This window comes from Stenotrophomonas sp. YJH_SMC_46 (genome assembly GCF_059370315.1).
Genome location: NZ_JCAFTO010000002.1, coordinates 340,097 through 353,463 on the forward strand (window position 1 = coordinate 340,097; position 13,367 = coordinate 353,463).

Consider the following 13,367-nt stretch of genomic DNA (forward strand, 5'->3'; position numbering starts at 1 on the left):
GCCTTGGCGACGCGAGGCCACCGGGGAGGTGGCCGCACGGGGAACACGGATGGCACGCGTGCTGGTAGTGGGAACCGACATCCAGGGCGAGCAGGCCCTGCTGCAGCGGCTACGCGTAGCATCGGCGCTGCCGGACGGCCAGATCCGCCGCAGCCAGGATCTGGACGATTGCGACCTGCTGGTCATCCGCGATACGCCGGCGCTGCGCAACGCGGCCCTGCGCATGCGCCAGCAACGCCCGCGACTGCAGTGCTGGATCGAGGATCTGGGGGGCCAGCTGCGCGACGGCGATGGCCCTCAGGACATACTTGATGACGGTGCCATCGGCCGCGCCCTGCGCGGGATGCAGTTGGCAGTGGAGCCCCTGACCATGCACGCACCCGCACCGATCCGCCTGGCTGATGGTGCGCATGCCATCACCCGTCTGCTGCGCGAGCGGCTGCCGCTGCGACAGGGGCAGGCACTGCTGAGTGACGCGGGTGACCCCGTCCTGCTGATGGACCTCGAGCATGACCAGGCCGTGCTGCTGCAGGAGCCCGCGAGCGCGCTGGTGGAGCGTTTGGCCGATGCCTTCGAGCGCCTGCAGCTGGATGCGCTCACGCCGGCTCGCCTGCAGGCCCTGGCCGGTGAGCGGCCGCGCCAGCCACTGCGGCCCCTGCTGTGGCAGTGGGCACAGCGCAGCCGACATTGGCAGGCACTGGACGAACGCCTGCGTGGCGCCTCGGTGAAGGTGCTGCGCTGGCCGGATTTCCGCGTGCTGGGTCACGACCACGATGGCTTCCGCCTGTGTTCGCTGCTGCTCAAGCGCGCGTGCACGGTTGAAGAATGCGCGATGCTGCTCGAGTTGCCGGCTGCGGCGGTGCGTGATTTCATCCATGCCGCCTATCTCTGCGGTTACGCGCAGTTGCAGAGCGCCCCGGCGGCACCGATGACGGCCCTACGCGGCAATGGCACCGACAACGGCCTGCTTGCCCGCCTGTGGCGCCACCTGCGTGGGAGCGAGCGCAATGCGTGAGCACAAGGTGGTCGTGCTCGGTGGCATGGGCAGCGGCAAGTCCACACTCGTGCGCAGCATCGCGGCCGGCGCGGTGATCGACACCGATGTGGCCAACAGTGATCGCCTCGGTGCCGACAAGGCCTCCACCACCGTCGCGCTGGACTACGCAGACATCGACCTGCCCAACGGCGAACGCCTGCGGCTTTACGGGACACCCGGCCAGCAGCGCTTTGATTTCCTGTGGCCGATCCTGCTGCAGGGGGCACGTGGTGCGGTGCTGCTGCTGGACGCGCGCCGTGCCGGGTTGGCCGGCGAGCTGGAGGACTACCTGCAGGTGCTGCAGCCGTTCGCAGCGTCATTGGCGCTGGTGGTGGCGGTCACCCATCTCGACCAGGCGCCGCACGCTGCGCTGGACGACTGGGCTGCACGCGCCAGCCTGGATGATCAACCGCTGCCTTTGCTGGCGGTGGATGCCCGCGACCGCGAACAGGGATTGCTGCTGATGGATGTACTGATGAGCGAAATGGAAGTGCACGCACTGGTGGCCGCGCATGGCTGACGGGCAGATGGTGGTGCTGCCCGATGCCGGCCAGCGTGCGCGCCTGCAGCCGCTGCTGCAGGACCTGCAGCAGCGGGTGGAAGGCGTGCGCACGGTAGTGCTGGCCAGTGTCGATGGCTTTGCCCTGGTCAGCGCTGGTGCCGAAGGGCGCGGCGAACGGCTGGCGGCAATGACCAGCGCGATGCTGGCGCTGGCCGCGGCGGTCGGGCGCGAACTGCTGCTGGGGGATCTGCAGACGCTGATGCTGGAAGCGATGGGCGGGAAGGTGCTGATGCTGGCGATCCAGGCCGAGGGACGTGCACCGCTGCTGCTGATGGCGGCCTGCGACCAGCGCAGCGTGATCGGCCAGGTGCTGTGGCAGAGCAGGGAATGTGGCCAGGCGATCCTGGCCGAACTCGGCGGATCGTGAGCCCGGCCGCAGGGGAACGAGGGGCTCGAACCAACATCGACAAGGGGTGCGACGTGGCTGGATTGAATGAATCGTTGAACGCACTGATGGGCATCGACGGCGCGCAGGCAGTGGCGCTGGTCGACTACGAAAGCGGCATGCTGCTGGGCGAAGCCGGTGCCGGCATGGACATGGAGGTGGCCGCTGCCGGCAACACCGAAGTGATCCGGGCCAAGATGAAGACCGCCGCCTCGTTGAACCTCAATGACAGCATCGAGGATATCCTGATCTCGCTGGGCAAGGCGTACCACATCATGCGACCGGTCGCGAAGAAGAAGGGACTGTTCTTCTACATCGTGCTGGACCGGACCAAGTCCAACCTTGCACTGGCCCGACGCAAGGTGCAGGACGTGGAGGCCGAACTGGCGATCTGAGCCATTGGCTTCGGTAGAGTCGAGCCCGCCCGACTGCTCTTTGCAACTGTAGAGCCGAGCCATGCTCGGCTGCTTCTGCCTGGATCAGCCGAGCATGGGCTCGGCTCTACACAAGCAACCCCACGCCAGCGTATGGTGAAGCCGGTCCTCCCCGGGTTAGCTACGCATGTCCAAGCCTGACATCGCTACCGAGCTGGCGCCGCGTATCGCCGGTGCCATCCGCGATGGTTTCGAGCAGTACCATGCCCGCTTCGCGGCGATCACCGCGCGGGCGCGGCAGCGCTTCGAGCAGCGCGACTGGGCCGGTGCGCGACAGGATGCAGTCGAGCGCATCGCCCTCTACGATCTGTGCATCGCCGAGCAGATGGATGCGTTGCGCCGCCTCGCCGGTGACGCGATCGGCGAGCGCGCGCTGTGGCTGCAGGTGCACGCCGGCTACAGCGCGTTACTGCAGGGCCTGATCGACGCCGAGCTGTACAAGACCTTCTACAACACGCTGTCGCGGCGCCTGTTCGCTACCCGCGGCGTGGACCCGGCGCTGGAATTCATTGCTTTCGACGTCGAGCCGTCCGATGCCATCACCCATCCCGTCGCGCGGCATACCTATGCCGTCTCGCCGACGCGGCCGGTGGAGGCCCTGCAACGCGTGTTGGCCGACTATCGTTTCGACATTCCGTACGCGCACCAGCTGCGCTGCGCGGCGGCCATCGCCGTGCGCCTGCAGGATGATCTGGCCCACTGGGGTGACACGCCGGTGCGCAGCATCGAGCTGCTCGATACCGTGTTCTACCGCGAGCGCCGCGCCTATCTGGTTGGACGTGTATTCGGCGAGCACCGCTTCTCACCCTGCGTGATTGCCCTGGTCAACGATGAGCGCGGGCTGCGAGCCGATGCGGTGCTGACCCGGCGCCGTGATGTTGCCCATCTGTTTGGCGTGTCGCGCAGCTACTTCCAGGCCGATCTGGGTACGGTGGGCGATGCCGTGGTGTTCCTGCGCAGCCTGCTGCCGGGCAAGCCCATCGATGAGATCTACACGGTGCTGGGACGTGCCAAGCAGGGCAAGACCGAGCGCTACCGCACGTTCTTCCGCCACTTCAACGAGCACCCGCAGGAGCGGCTGGTGCATGCCGAAGGCACGCCGGGCATGGTCATGGCGGTGTTCACCCTGCCCAGCTATCCGCTGGTGTTCAAGCTGATCCGCGACCGTTTCGCGTGGCCCAAGGCGATGTCGCGGCAGCAGGTGGAAGAGAAGTACGCGCTGGTGTTCAATCTCGATCGTGTCGGCCGCCTGCTCGATGCGCAGCCCTATCGTCATCTGCGTTTTCCGCGCGCGCGTTTCGCGCCGGCCTTGCTGGACGAACTGCTGCAGCAGTGCGCGCAGAGCGTACGCGTTGATGGCGATGAGGTGGAGATCGCACTGTGCTACGTGCAGCGCCGTTTCCGTCCATTGAACCTGTACCTGCGCGAGCAGGGCGGGGAGGCGGTACGTGCAGCGGTGCTAGACTACGCGCAGGCGATCACCGACATGGCGCGCAACAACATCTTCCCCGGTGACATGCTGCCGAAGAACTTCGGTGTATCACGGCACGGCCGGGCCGTGTTCTACGACTATGACGAGCTGTGCCTGGTCAGCGACTGCGTGTTCCGTGCGTGGCCGCAGCCGCGTACGCCGGAGGAGGCCATGGCCGACGAGCCCTGGTTCCATGTTGGCCCGCGCGATGTGTTTCCCGAGCGCTTCGGTCCGTTCATGGGCCTGCCCGCTGCAGAGCTGGCAGCGGTGCGCGAGCACTACCGGCACCTGTTCGACCCGGGCTGGTGGCAGGGCCTGCAGGAACGCTTCGGCCGAGGTGACTATCCGGACACGCCGCCCTATTCGGGCGCGCACCGGCTGGCCTGAGCCGGCTGTCCTGGGCGCTTGGGCTGAGGTACTCTCGCCGATCATCACCAAGGATCCGGCAATGATGCGTTCTCCACTGTTTCTCGCCCTCGCGCTGGCCGTCGGTGCCGGCGCCCCCCTGCTTGCAGGTGACGCCACTGCGCAGACCGCACGCGCTGTACGTGCGACTGCGGAAATGAGCATGGTGCTGTCCGGTCATATCGAGGTCACGCCGGAGGGCGCGGTCAGTTCGCTGGTGCTGGACCAGAAAGCCATGGTCGCCCCGGGCATCGCCTCCTTCGTCGAAGGCACCATCGGTGGCTGGCGCTTCGAGCCCACGCTGCGCGATGGCCAGGCGGTGGCCACGCGGGCCCCTTTGCGCGTTCGCCTGCGTGGCAAGGCTGCGGCCGACGGCGGTTATGAAATCAGCATGACCAGTGTCGACTTCAGCGAGTACGATCCTGAGGCCACTGGTTCGGTGACCCCGCTGCACATGACACCGCCGCGCTACCCGGAGGCGGCCTACCGTAACGGTGGCCAGGGTGAGGTGCTGCTGCTGGTCAAGGTGGCGCGTGACGGAACAGTGGCCGATGTGGCCGCCGAGCAGGTGAACATGGCTGTGGTCGCGTCCGAGCGGACCCTGGCCAAGATGCGCGACATCCTGGCCAGAGCCAGCGTCAGCACCGCCCGCACCTGGACCTTCAAGCCACCGACCACCGGCGAGGACAGCACCCGGGACAGCTGGACGGTTCGCATCCCGGTGAACTTCGCCCTGAACCATGATCCCAATGCAGAGGCGGAACGCTATGGCCGCTGGCGCGCTTTCATTCCGGGGCCGCGGCAGAGCGTGCCGTGGCACGAGGCCGACCCGGTCGAGCAGGCCGGCAGCGATCTGCTGCCGGAAGGCGGCGTCTACATGGTGGACGGCGCCAAGCGCGGCCTGCGCCTGCTGACCCCGCTGCAACAGAGCTGAGGACCTTGGGGAGCTGGCCAGTCCGGCTCCGCGTCAGTCGGCGTAAGGGTAAATCACCACCCGGTTGCGGCCTTGTTCCTTGGCCATGTACAGCGCCTTGTCGGCCAGCCGCAATGCCTGCTCGGCGTCGACATGGAAGCTGGGGAAGTGAGCCACGCCCAAGGACACTGTGATGGTGCCGACCGGTTCGAATGGGTGATCGGCGATGTGCTGGCGCAGGCGTTCACCGGCCTGGCGGGCCGAGTCGGTACTGATGCCCGGCAGCAGCAGCAGGAATTCCTCGCCGCCGGCGCGGCAGAGGATGTCGCTGTCGCGCGAATAGCGGCGCATCTGGTCGGCGATGTGGACGATGGCGGCGTCGCCGACGTCGTGGCCATGGCTGTCGTTGATCGACTTGAAGCGGTCGATGTCCAGCGCCAGGATCGCGAACGGGATGCCCTGCACCTGCAGCGCGTCCAGCGCCTGCTGCAGGCCGCGGCGGTTGAGCAGGCCGGTCAGCGGGTCGGTACGGCTGGCACGGTTGAGCGTACCGATACGGTCCTGCAGGGCATTGAAGCTGTGCAGCACTGCCTGCTTGAGTTGGGCGACCTCGAAGTACCACGCGCGGATGCCGCTGACGTGGCTGATCGCATTGCCGGTGTCTTCGCCGCCCTGCACGTTGCGTGCGAGCTGCCACAGTGGCAGCGAGATGCGGCGGGCGAACCACCAGGTGACCAGCAGTGACAGCAGGCCGAGCGGGATCGCGTTCCAGATCACCGCGGTCATCAACCGCGACAATGGCTGCAGCGTGGCCTCGGTCGGCCGCTGGGCGACGATGCCCCAGCCGGTGGCCGGTACCGGCGCATAGCCGGCCAGCATCGACACGCCCAGGTTGTTGCGGACCTGCTGCGCACCGCGTTCACCGCGCACGACTGCCTTCACCGCCGGGTTGCCGACCACGTAGTCGCCGACCCGCTTGCCATCGGCGTGGTACAGCAGGCGGCCATTGCGGTCCACCACGTACAGGTACGAGCCGTCGCGGTAGTAGTGCTTGCCCAGCAGCGTGTGCAGCGCACTGCGCTGGCGCAGGTAGAGGGTGCCGCTGACGTAGCCGCGATAGCGGCCCTGGCGGTCGAAGATCGGGTGCGACAGCGAGACCAGCAGCTTGCCGGTGGCCGACTGGTACGGGTCACTGATCATCGGCTGGCGCGCGGCCAGTGCCGCGTTGTTGCCGACGCTGTGCAGGATCTCGCCCTGCAACTGCAGGGTCTGTGGCGAGGTGGCGATCACCAGGCCATCGGCATCGACCACCAGCGAGGAATTGAAGCTGTTGGTCTGCAACTGCAGGCGGCTGGCTTCGTCCTGCGCCTGTGCCGGATCGAGATTGCTCTGGCCCAGGCGGGTGGCCGCATACGCCAACTCCTGCTGCGCGGCCAGCAGGAAGTTCTGGGTGGTCTCGGCCAGCTTGGTGGCATAGACGCGGTTGGCTTCCAGGGTATTGCCGACCAGCTGGTCGCGCTGCACCCGGTAGCTGGCCAGCAGGGTATTGGCCAGGGCGATGATGGCGCTGAGCAGGGCCAGGGCGAGGATCAGCTTGCCCAGGTTGAGGCGGGGAGACAGCGTTCGCATGCGTCGACGGATCCGGCAGGAGGCTGGACCCGACCGGTTCTCCGGAAGGGGCGACAGCGGGAATCGGTGGCCACGCCCTTGGGGCCGGGCAGGGTATAGGGCGAATTATCGCCAAAAGTCGGAGGCGGCAAAGTGAAACAGGTCGCCCTGCAGGCAAAAAAAAACCTGCCGCAGCGAGCGGCAGGCTTCTTCCGATGCAACGCCGGATCAGCGCTTCATCGAACCGAAGAACTCGTCGTTGGACTTGGTGTTCTTCATCTTGTCCAGCAGGAATTCCATCGCGGCCATTTCGTCCATCGGATGCAGCAGCTTGCGCAGGATCCAGATCTTCTGCAGCAGTTCCGGCTCGATCAGCAGGTCTTCGCGGCGGGTGCCGGAACGGTTGATGTCGATGGCCGGGAACACGCGCTTTTCAGCAATACGACGGCTCAGGTGCACTTCGCTGTTGCCGGTGCCCTTGAACTCTTCGTAGATCACCTCGTCCATCTTCGAGCCGGTGTCGACCAGCGCGGTGGCGATGATGGTCAGGCTGCCGCCTTCTTCCACGTTGCGCGCGGCACCGAAGAAGCGCTTCGGGCGGTGCAGGGCGTTGGCGTCCACGCCACCGGTCAGCACCTTGCCCGAGCTCGGCACCACGTTGTTGTAGGCACGGGCCAGGCGGGTGATCGAGTCGAGCAGGATCACTACGTCCTTCTTGTGCTCGACCAGGCGCTTGGCGCGCTCGATGACCATTTCGGCCACCTGCACGTGGCGCGCGGCCGGCTCGTCGAAGGTCGAGCTGATGACCTCGCCGCGCACGGTGCGCTGCATTTCGGTCACTTCTTCCGGGCGCTCGTCGATCAGCAGCACGATCAGGTGCACGTCCGGGTGGTTGGTGGTGATGGCAGTAGCGACCTGCTGCATCATCATGGTCTTGCCGGCCTTCGGCTGCGACACGATGAGCGAGCGCTGGCCCTTGCCCTGCGGGGCCATCAGGTCGAGGATGCGGCCGGTGATGTCTTCCGACGAACCGTTGCCCCGCTCCAGGGTGAAGCGGCGGCGCGGGAACAGGGCGGTCAGGTTCTCGAACAGCACCTTGTTCTTCGACGCTTCGATCGGCTCACCGTTGATGGTGTCGACGATGTTCAGCGCGAAGTAGCGCTCGCCGTCCTTCGGGAAGCGGATGCGGCCGGAGATGTGGTCGCCGGTGCGCAGGTTGAAGCGGCGGATCTGGCTGGGCGAGATGTAGGTGTCGTCCGGGCCGGCCAGGTAGCTGGCTTCAGCCGCGCGCAGGAAGCCAAAGCCATCCGGCAGGATTTCCAGCACACCGTCGGCGGCAACGCCATCGCCGTGGCGGGTCAGCACCTTCAGCAGGGCGAAGATCACATCCTGCTTGCGGGCGCGGGCCACGCCTTCGGAGATCTGCAGCTGCTCGGCGATTTCCAGCAGCTTCTGTGCCGGCATGCGCTTGAGGTCGCTCAGTGAATAGACCGGGAAGCCCTCGGGCACGTTGGCGTGCGGGCGCGGCACGAACGGCTGCTGCTCGCCGCCGTCGTTGGGCATGCCCTCGTCGCGGAAGCGGTTGTTGCGGTCACGGTCGCGGCGGTTGCGGAAGCGGTCGCGGCGGTTGCCCTGCCCCTGGCCCTGCTGGCCATTCTGGTTGTATGGGTTCTGGCCCTGGTTCTGGCCGCCCCCCTGATGGTTGTGCTGCTGGCGCGGCTGGCCGGATTCGCGGCCTTCGCTGCCTTCGCCACCGCCACTGCTGGCAGGGGCCTCGGCGGCGGGCGCGCTCGGTGCAGGTGCTGCGGCAGGCGCCGGCGCGGGAGCTTCGGGCGCGGAGGCCAACGGCAGCGTCGGCTGCGCCGGAGCGGCGCTGGTTTCGGCGGCTGCCGGGGCGGCGGCCTTGCTCACGCGGGGCTTGCGCACACGCTTTTCGGCGGGCGCATCGGCGCTGCCGGTTTCGGAAGTGTTATCGGACAAGAGCGTTATTCCTCGCTTGAAGGTGCGAGCGCCCGGCTGGGGCGGCGAACGTTGGGAATGGGTCTGGAAGAAACTGCGTCCAGAGGGTGCGGCACGCGAACGCGGCCGGATATGCCGACACTATCATCGGCCTGCGGCGCCATGCAAGGGTCGCCGGGAACAGCATTCATCATGGGCGCAGGGGCGCCGCCGGCAGCCGCGTTCGGCGGCTGCCGGAGAACCGCAGGATCAGGCCAGGGCCTTGTCCAGCAGGCCGGCCAGCTGGGCCTTGCCCACCGCACCGATCTGCTCGCCGACCTTCTCGCCGTCCTTGAACACGACCAGGTACGGAATCGAACGCACGTGGTATTTGGCGGCCAGCGCACGGTTGTGGTCAACGTTGACCTTGGCGATCTTGGCGCGGCCCTGGTAGGCATCGGCCAGTTCGTCCAGCGCCGGGGCGATCATCTTGCACGGGCCACACCACTCGGCCCAGAAATCGACCAGCACCGGTTCCTTGGAATTCAGCACTGCGCTATCAAAGTCGGCATCGCCGACATGTACAACCTTGTCGCTCATCTTGGTTTCTCGTCTTGGATTGCACCCGGCCATGCCGGAGGTGGGTGAACTGGGCCATGCCCGGTGGCGCGACCCTCGTCGTTGCCTCGCGGCGCACTGCCGCGGTGCGTTCGGCGGGATGCCTGGACGCTCACGGCCGGCAGTGTACCCCTATCGCAGGGCAGGGACAGGCGCCGGTTGGAACCCAGCGTATCGTGATCGCTTCGATGGCCGGTATGTGTCGGATTTCACTGTCTTCCTGTACATGGGGCTGGCAGTGGGCGACACCAGCGAACCCGGGCAGGCCGTTCAAGTCCGGTGTGGCTGGGTGAAGGTAGCGTCTCTGGATGCCATGAGACGCCGCATTCCGGTTTGCCTGCCCGAGTGCGGTAAACTGGGGCATTGTGCGGCGCGCGGACCAGGTGGTCCCAGCCTGCCAACCCGCCGCAGGGGCCGCAGTTTGCGACGGTGCCCCCAGACGCTGAAGTGCCAGCCGCCCCACGGGCCGGCGGCCATACCAAGACGGACTCATGAGCGACAAACCGCTGACCGATTTGACCTTCTCCTCCTTCGAGCTGCATCCGGCCCTGCAGGCCGGCCTTGAAGGAGCCGGATTCACCCGTTGCACCCCGATCCAGGCGCTGACCCTGCCGGTCGCGCTGCCCGGTGGTGACGTTGCCGGCCAGGCCCAGACCGGCACCGGCAAGACCCTGGCCTTCCTGGTCGCTGTCGTGAACCGCCTGCTGACGCGTCCGGCCCTGGCCGACCGCAAGCCGGAAGATCCGCGCGCGCTGATCCTCGCCCCGACCCGCGAACTGGCCATCCAGATCCACAAGGATGCGGTGAAGTTCGGTTCCGACCTGGGCCTGCGCTTCGCCCTGGTCTACGGCGGCGTGGATTACGACAAGCAGCGCGAACTGCTGCAGCAGGGCGTGGACGTGATCATCGCCACCCCGGGCCGGTTGATCGACTATGTGAAGCAGCACAAGGTGGTGTCGCTGCACGCCTGCGAGATCTGCGTGCTGGACGAAGCCGACCGCATGTTCGACCTGGGCTTCATCAAGGACATCCGCTTCCTGCTCCGCCGCATGCCCGAGCGCACCACCCGCCAGACCCTGCTGTTCAGTGCCACCCTCAGCCATCGCGTGCTGGAGCTGGCCTACGAGCACATGAACGAACCGCAGAAGCTGGTGGTCGAAGCCGAGACCATCACCGCCGCGCGCGTGCGCCAGCGCATCTACTTCCCGGCCGACGACGAAAAGATTCCGCTGCTGCTGGGCCTGCTGTCGCGCAGCGAAGGCGCGCGCACCATGGTCTTCGTCAACACCAAGGTGTTCGTCGAGCGCGTGGCGCGTTCGCTGGAAAAGGCCGGCTACCGTGTCGGCGTGCTGTCCGGTGATGTGCCGCAGAAGAAGCGCGAGAGCCTGCTCAACCGCTTCCAGAAGGGCCAGCTGGAAATCCTGGTGGCCACCGACGTGGCTGCGCGCGGCCTGCACATCGACGGCATCAAGTACGTCTACAACTACGACCTGCCGTTCGACGCCGAAGACTACGTGCATCGCATCGGCCGCACCGCGCGCCTGGGTGAGGAGGGCGACGCGATCAGCTTCGCCTGCGAGCGCTACGCCATGGGCCTGCCGGACATCGAGGCCTATATCGAGCAGAAGATTCCGTCCGAGCCGGTCACCAAGGAACTGCTGACCCCGCTGCCGCGCCCGGAACGCCCGGCTCCGGCGGCAGGCGAGGAAGGCGAGGACAACGAAAGCGTCGGCCAGATCTTCCGCGAAGCGCGCGAAGCCCGCGCCGCCGAGGAAGAGCGTCGGGGCGGTGGCCGCAGCGGCGGCCGCTCAGGCAGTGGTGGTGGCCGCGGTAGTCGCGACGGTGAACGCAGCGGCGAACGCCGTGCGCGTGGCCCGCGCAAGCCGCGCGTGGAAGGCGAGCAGGGCGCTGCCGCCGCGGTTGCCGGTGCCGAAGGCGCCGCCGCCCAGGCCCCGCGTCCGCCGCGCCCGCCGCGTGCCGAAGGCGCACCGGCAGCCACGGTGGACGGTGAGCACAAGCCGCGCAAGCGCCGTCGTCGTCGCCACGGCCGTCCGGTCGAAGGTACCGAGGGTGTACAGGCCAACGCCGGCAACGGCGCCAGCCCGGTGACCCCGGTGCAGGTGGTGGCCAAGCCGGTGCGTACCGCCGCCGATACCGGTGACTCGTTCCTGACCCGCATCGGCCGCAAGATCCGCCGGATGCTGTCGGGCAGCTGATCGGCGCTGCCGATCAGCGGGTAGCACCCGACCGTTGGTCGGGTGGCTTTGAAAGGTGTGCCGACCAACGGTCGGCACCCACCAGGCGGGGCCGGTGGCACCCACCGTCTCCACGACGTCGCGCCGGTCCTGCATAATCGGGGCATGAGTGTCCTGCGCTTCGACAATGTCAGCAAACAGTACGCCGGTGGCCACGAGGCGCTGACCGATGTCAGCTTCGAGGTTGCGCCGGGCGAGATGCTGTTCGTCACCGGCCATTCCGGTGCGGGTAAAAGTACGCTGCTCAAGTTGATCCACCTCGACGAGCGGCCCAGCCGCGGCGCGGTGGTGTTCGACGAGCGCAACCTGCTGAAGGTGCGCGGCGGCGACGTGCCGCGCCACCGACGCGCGGTGGGGGCGGTCTACCAGGACCACCGGCTGCTGATGGACCGCTCGATCGCCGAGAACGTGGCGCTGCCGCTGATCCTGCGCGGCACCCGCCGTGGCGACATCAGCAAGCGCGTGCGCTCGGTGCTGGAGCGGATGGGCCTGGGCCATCGCGAGAAGGCGCTGCCCTCGCAGCTGTCGGCCGGCGAGCAGCAGCGCGTCGGCATCGCCCGCGCGATCGTCGGCGAGCCCAAGCTGCTGGTGGCCGATGAGCCGACCGGCAATCTCGACCCCACCCTGGCAGCGGAGATCATGGCTCTGTTCGCCGAGCTGCCCGCGCGCGGCACCAGCGTGCTGGTGGTCAGTCACGACCTGCCGCTGCTGCGCCGCATGCGCAAGCGCGTGCTGATCCTTGACCACGGCCGGCTGGTGGATGACATCTCGCCGCAGGACCTGGCGGAGTAACCATGGCGAAGAACGAAAACAGCGAAGCCGCCGCCCCCTCGCGCGTGGGCGTCTGGTTCCAGCACCACGTGCACAGCGTGGTGTTCAGCCTCGGCCGCGCCTGCCGCAAGCCGTGGGCGACCCTGCTGACGGTGATGGTCATGGCGCTGGCGCTGGCACTGCCACTGGGCCTGTCGATCGCGCTGGACAACCTCAAGCAGTTCGCCGGCAGCGTGCAGCAATCGCGCGACATCAACGTGTTCCTCAAGGGCAACGTCGATGGCCCCGGCGCGCTGCGCCTGGCCGGCCAGCTGCGCGACCGCGACGACGTGGCCGAAGTGAACGTGCGCACGCCCGAGCAGGGCCTGCAGGAACTGCGCGATGCCGGCCTCGGTGAGGCGATCGATGCGCTCAACGACAATCCGCTGCCCTCGCTGCTGGTGATCACCCCCGGCCAGGGCAAGGACGACGCACGCCTGGCGCGCGCGCTGGAAAGCCTGCCCGAGGCCGACCTGGTGCAGCACGATGCGCTGTGGCGCCAGCGCCTGGATGCCTGGCTGGCGTTCGGCGCGCGGCTGGTGCAGGTGCTGTCGGTGCTGCTCGGCGCGGGTGCCGCGCTGGTGGTCGGCAACACGGTGCGCCTGGACATCCAGGCGCGCCGCGAAGAGATCGGCGTGCTGCAGCTGCTTGGCGCCAGCGATGGCTTCATCCGCCGCCCCTTCCTGTATCTGGGTGCGTGGTATGGCCTGGGCGCAGGCGCGGTTGCACTGGCCCTGATCGGCGCCGCCGGTGCCGCGCTGCGCGTGCCGCTGGCCGAACTCTCGCGCAGCTATGGCAGCCCGTTCGTGCTGCATGGCCTGGACCTGCTGCATGGTGGCCTGGTCCTGCTCGGCACGCTGCTGCTGGGCTGGCTGGGTGCCTGGCTGGTGACCGGCCACTTCCTCCGCCAGACCCGCCCGACCGATACCTGA

General features: G+C 67.7%; 12 protein-coding genes. 9 read left to right on the forward strand and 3 right to left on the reverse strand.

Annotation, left to right across the window (positions count from 1 at the left end; translation table 11 throughout):
- The first annotated feature begins 49 nt into the window (after positions 1-49).
- The 6 genes from AC5P8C_RS06565 (at position 50) to AC5P8C_RS06590 (ending at position 5,227) form a co-directional block, all read left to right on the forward strand.
- Positions 50-1,015: a hypothetical protein gene (locus AC5P8C_RS06565; protein WP_019660846.1), complete on the forward strand. Its 966-nt coding sequence runs from the start codon at positions 50-52 to the stop codon at positions 1,013-1,015.
- Positions 1,008-1,556: a GTP-binding protein gene (locus tag AC5P8C_RS06570; protein WP_019660845.1), complete on the forward strand. Its 549-nt coding sequence runs from the start codon at positions 1,008-1,010 to the stop codon at positions 1,554-1,556. The genes AC5P8C_RS06565 and AC5P8C_RS06570 overlap by 8 nt, the downstream gene beginning before the upstream one ends.
- Positions 1,549-1,965 carry a roadblock/LC7 domain-containing protein gene (locus AC5P8C_RS06575; RefSeq protein ID WP_495218468.1) on the forward strand — a complete coding sequence of 139 codons (417 nt, stop codon included), beginning with the start codon at positions 1,549-1,551 and terminating at the stop codon, positions 1,963-1,965. The genes AC5P8C_RS06570 and AC5P8C_RS06575 overlap by 8 nt, the downstream gene beginning before the upstream one ends.
- A 53-nt stretch (positions 1,966-2,018) precedes the next feature.
- Positions 2,019-2,378 carry a hypothetical protein gene (locus AC5P8C_RS06580; RefSeq protein ID WP_005419760.1) on the forward strand — a complete coding sequence of 120 codons (360 nt, stop codon included), beginning with the start codon at positions 2,019-2,021 and terminating at the stop codon, positions 2,376-2,378.
- A 166-nt stretch (positions 2,379-2,544) separates the two neighbouring features.
- Positions 2,545-4,275 carry a bifunctional isocitrate dehydrogenase kinase/phosphatase gene (aceK, locus tag AC5P8C_RS06585; RefSeq protein ID WP_495218469.1) on the forward strand — a complete coding sequence of 577 codons (1,731 nt, stop codon included), beginning with the start codon at positions 2,545-2,547 and terminating at the stop codon, positions 4,273-4,275.
- A gap of 61 nt (positions 4,276-4,336) precedes the next feature.
- Positions 4,337-5,227 (forward strand): energy transducer TonB, encoded by an 891-nt coding sequence (locus AC5P8C_RS06590; protein WP_111102232.1) that lies wholly within the window; start codon positions 4,337-4,339, stop codon positions 5,225-5,227.
- 33 nt (positions 5,228-5,260) lie between these two features.
- On the opposite strand, the gene AC5P8C_RS06595 is transcribed toward AC5P8C_RS06590, so the two are convergent.
- The 3 genes from AC5P8C_RS06595 to trxA form a co-directional block, all read right to left on the reverse strand.
- On the reverse strand, positions 5,261-6,835 hold the full coding sequence (locus AC5P8C_RS06595) for a sensor domain-containing diguanylate cyclase (RefSeq protein ID WP_019660841.1): 1,575 nt from the start codon (positions 6,833-6,835) through the stop codon (positions 5,261-5,263).
- A gap of 207 nt (positions 6,836-7,042) precedes the next feature.
- Entirely contained in the window at positions 7,043-8,794 is a 1,752-nt protein-coding gene (gene rho, locus AC5P8C_RS06600; RefSeq protein ID WP_019660840.1) for a transcription termination factor Rho, read from the reverse strand.
- 228 nt (positions 8,795-9,022) lie between these two features.
- Complete coding sequence (gene trxA, locus AC5P8C_RS06605; RefSeq protein ID WP_005411275.1) at positions 9,023-9,352, reverse strand: thioredoxin; 330 nt, start codon at positions 9,350-9,352, stop codon at positions 9,023-9,025.
- Between the two features lie 509 nt (positions 9,353-9,861).
- Here trxA and rhlB point away from each other — a divergent pair.
- The 3 genes from rhlB to ftsX all read left to right on the forward strand — a co-directional run bounded on the left by rhlB (position 9,862) and on the right by ftsX (position 13,367).
- Positions 9,862-11,586: an ATP-dependent RNA helicase RhlB gene (gene rhlB, locus AC5P8C_RS06610; RefSeq protein WP_019660839.1), complete on the forward strand. Its 1,725-nt coding sequence runs from the start codon at positions 9,862-9,864 to the stop codon at positions 11,584-11,586.
- Between the two features lie 144 nt (positions 11,587-11,730).
- Positions 11,731-12,417 (forward strand): cell division ATP-binding protein FtsE, encoded by a 687-nt coding sequence (gene ftsE, locus AC5P8C_RS06615; RefSeq protein WP_005411273.1) that lies wholly within the window; start codon positions 11,731-11,733, stop codon positions 12,415-12,417.
- Positions 12,418-12,419: 2 nt separating this feature from the next.
- Positions 12,420-13,367, forward strand: coding sequence for a permease-like cell division protein FtsX (gene ftsX, locus AC5P8C_RS06620; protein WP_019660838.1), 948 nt, complete (start codon positions 12,420-12,422; stop codon positions 13,365-13,367).

What these genes read in the sequence shown, in the direction of transcription:
- AC5P8C_RS06570 (WP_019660845.1), top strand. Translation starts at nt 1,008, where the DNA reads ATGCGTGAGCACAAGGTGGTCGTGCTCGGTGGCATGGGCAGCGGCAAG.
- aceK (WP_495218469.1), top strand. Translation starts at nt 2,545, where the DNA reads ATGTCCAAGCCTGACATCGCTACCGAGCTGGCGCCGCGTATCGCCGGT.
- AC5P8C_RS06595 (WP_019660841.1), bottom strand. Translation starts at nt 6,835, where the DNA reads ATGCGAACGCTGTCTCCCCGCCTCAACCTGGGCAAGCTGATCCTCGCC.
- ftsX (WP_019660838.1), top strand. Translation starts at nt 12,420, where the DNA reads ATGGCGAAGAACGAAAACAGCGAAGCCGCCGCCCCCTCGCGCGTGGGC.
- AC5P8C_RS06575 (WP_495218468.1), top strand. Translation starts at nt 1,549, where the DNA reads ATGGCTGACGGGCAGATGGTGGTGCTGCCCGATGCCGGCCAGCGTGCG.
- AC5P8C_RS06590 (WP_111102232.1), top strand. Translation starts at nt 4,337, where the DNA reads ATGATGCGTTCTCCACTGTTTCTCGCCCTCGCGCTGGCCGTCGGTGCC.
- trxA (WP_005411275.1), bottom strand. Translation starts at nt 9,352, where the DNA reads ATGAGCGACAAGGTTGTACATGTCGGCGATGCCGACTTTGATAGCGCA.
- AC5P8C_RS06565 (WP_019660846.1), top strand. Translation starts at nt 50, where the DNA reads ATGGCACGCGTGCTGGTAGTGGGAACCGACATCCAGGGCGAGCAGGCC.
- rhlB (WP_019660839.1), top strand. Translation starts at nt 9,862, where the DNA reads ATGAGCGACAAACCGCTGACCGATTTGACCTTCTCCTCCTTCGAGCTG.
- ftsE (WP_005411273.1), top strand. Translation starts at nt 11,731, where the DNA reads ATGAGTGTCCTGCGCTTCGACAATGTCAGCAAACAGTACGCCGGTGGC.